Genomic DNA, 1,516 nt, shown 5'->3' on the forward strand with positions numbered 1-1,516 from the left:
GTCGCCGGCCGCCAGCACGTCGCCGTGCCCCTCGTCTGGTTCGCCGTGCTCGCGGCCGCCGGGGTCGCGGGCGTGCCGGGGAGGCCGTGGCAGGGACCGGTGGCCCTCGCCGTCGGCGCCCTCGCCGCCGTCGTCCTGGCCCGGCACGCGATCCGGCGCCTCGGCGGGGTCAACGGGGACGTGTTCGGCGGGGTCTGTGAGGTGACGGTGACCGCCGCGGTCGCGGTGCTGGCGCTCGGCGGCTGAGCGCGCCGGTCAGGGGTACAGGGGCAGCCCCGCGGGCGGCAGAGCCTGCCTCACGTGCTGTTGATCAACGAGGTGAGGCGAGCAGGACCGCCGGGCAACGCCGGACCTCAGCCCAGGCGCTCCATCCACCCGTGGGTGTCCGGGACCGCGCCGCGCTGGATCGCGGTCAGCCGCTCCCGCAGCCGGGCCGTGACCGGACCGGGGGTGCCGTCGCCGATCTCGAAGGACCCGCCGTCGTACTTGACCGACCCGACCGGCGTGATCACGGCCGCCGTCCCGCAGGCGAACACCTCGGTGAGGCCCCCGGAGGCGACCTCCTTCTCCCACTCGTCGGTGGAGATGCGGCGCTCGGTGACGGTCGCGCCGTCCTCGCGGGCGAGCTCGAGCAGCGAGCGGCGCGTGATGCCCGGCAGCAGCGAGCCGGAGAGCTCGGGGGTGACCACCTCGTGGTGGCCCTCGGCGTCGGTGAAGACGAAGAACAGGTTCATCCCGCCCATCTCCTCCACCCAGCGGTGCTCGAGCGCGTCGAGCCACACCACCTGGTCGCACCCCTGCGCGGAGGCCTGGGCCTGGGCGGCCAGCGACGCGGCGTAGTTCCCGCCGCACTTCGCCTCGCCCGTGCCGCCCGGCACGGCGCGGACGTAGTCGGTGGAGAGCCACACGCTCACCGGAGCCAGCCCGCGCGGGAAGTAGGCGCCGGCCGGGGAGGCGATGAGCAGGTAGAGGTACTCCTCGCTGGGGCGCACGCCCAGCCCGGAGGACGACCCGAACATGAACGGCCGCAGGTACAGCGACTCCTCGCCGCCCGCGGCCGGCACCCAGCGGGCATCGACGGCCAGCAGCTCGCGGATCGAGTCGAGGAAGAGGTCCTCGGGCAGCGGCGGCATCGCCAGCCGCTCGGCCGAGCGCGCCATCCGCTCGGCGTTGGCCCACGGGCGGAACGACGCGATCGACCCGTCGGGGTGCCGGTAGGCCTTCAGCCCCTCGAAGATCGTCTGGCTGTAGTGCAGCACCACCGAGGCCGGGTCGATCGACAGCGGCTGGTACGGGCCCACCGTCGCGTCGTGCCAGCCGCGCGCGGCGTCCCAGGACACGGTGACCATGTGGTCGGTGAAGTACTTGCCGAACCCGGGCGCGGTCTAGGGTGGCGGGCATGTCGAGCACGGCCTTCACGCGTCTCCCGCACCCCGGTCCGGCGACCGAGGAGCGGGTCGCGGAGGTACTGGCCGCGCCCGGGTTCGGCAAGTACTTCACCGACCACATGGTCACC

At 74.2% G+C, this 1,516-nt stretch carries 1 protein-coding gene and 1 pseudogene; one reads left to right on the forward strand and one right to left on the reverse strand.

Going from position 1 to position 1,516, the window contains the following annotated elements; all coding sequences use genetic code 11:
* A partial coding sequence (locus AC0CYZ_RS13960; RefSeq protein WP_472216279.1) for an adenosylcobinamide-GDP ribazoletransferase occupies positions 1–246 on the forward strand: 246 nt, incomplete at its 5' end.
* A gap of 107 nt (positions 247–353) precedes the next feature.
* On the opposite strand, the pseudogene AC0CYZ_RS13965 reads toward AC0CYZ_RS13960, so the two are convergent.
* A pseudogene (locus tag AC0CYZ_RS13965) lies at positions 354–1,382 on the reverse strand (branched-chain amino acid aminotransferase); the annotation flags it as partial.
* Positions 1,383–1,516: the final 134 nt, after the last annotated feature.

The organism is Actinomycetospora sp., from assembly GCF_055612215.1.